The sequence below is a fragment of the Aquabacterium sp. A08 genome, assembly GCF_011742065.1.
In genome coordinates, this window is sequence record NZ_JAAQQT010000192.1 from 1 (window position 1) to 591 (window position 591).

Below are 591 nucleotides of genomic sequence, written 5' to 3' on the forward strand. Positions count from 1 at the left end.
GGGGTGTAGCTTAGCCTGGTAGAGCGCTACGTTCGGGACGTAGAGGCCGGAGGTTCGAATCCTCTCACCCCGACCAGGAATTCTTTGACACATCGGTCACCCAAAGCCCCACTTGCTGGGGCTTTGTTGTTTCCGGGCCCGCCTTGACGGCCACGCCCCACGGCCGATCACCACCGACTGCCTCTCTTGTCGCCCCACTTGACCCACAGCCGCCCAGGCACGTGCCACTGCGCGTCAGCGTGCCCGGTGTGTTCCGGGATGGTCTGGCACGCGCCGCGGGCACCCATTTACAGCGAGCACCCCAACTGCGGCCAACAGGCCGGACCGTCAAAGTCACCCCAAAAACCATAAAAACGGTATACACTGTTAGCAAGATCCACTTCTTCTCCAGTGCCCCATGAGCCAAAAACCACGCGACGCCGACAAGCCCAAGAAAATGAAGCTGGTGCGGGACAGCTTCTGCATGCCCAAAGACGAGTACGCGCGACTCGACGCGCTCAAGACCCGGGCGCTGGGCCTGTCGCTGGCGGTGAAAAAGAGCGAGCTGCTGCGGGCCGGCCTGAAGGCGCTGGATGGCCTGAGCGACGCCGC

The 591-nt window shown here is 62.9% G+C and carries 1 pseudogene; it reads left to right on the forward strand.

Annotated elements, in window-relative coordinates:
- Window positions 1-397 precede the first annotated feature (397 nt).
- A pseudogene (locus tag HA630_RS01075) lies at window positions 398-591 on the forward strand (hypothetical protein); the annotation flags it as partial.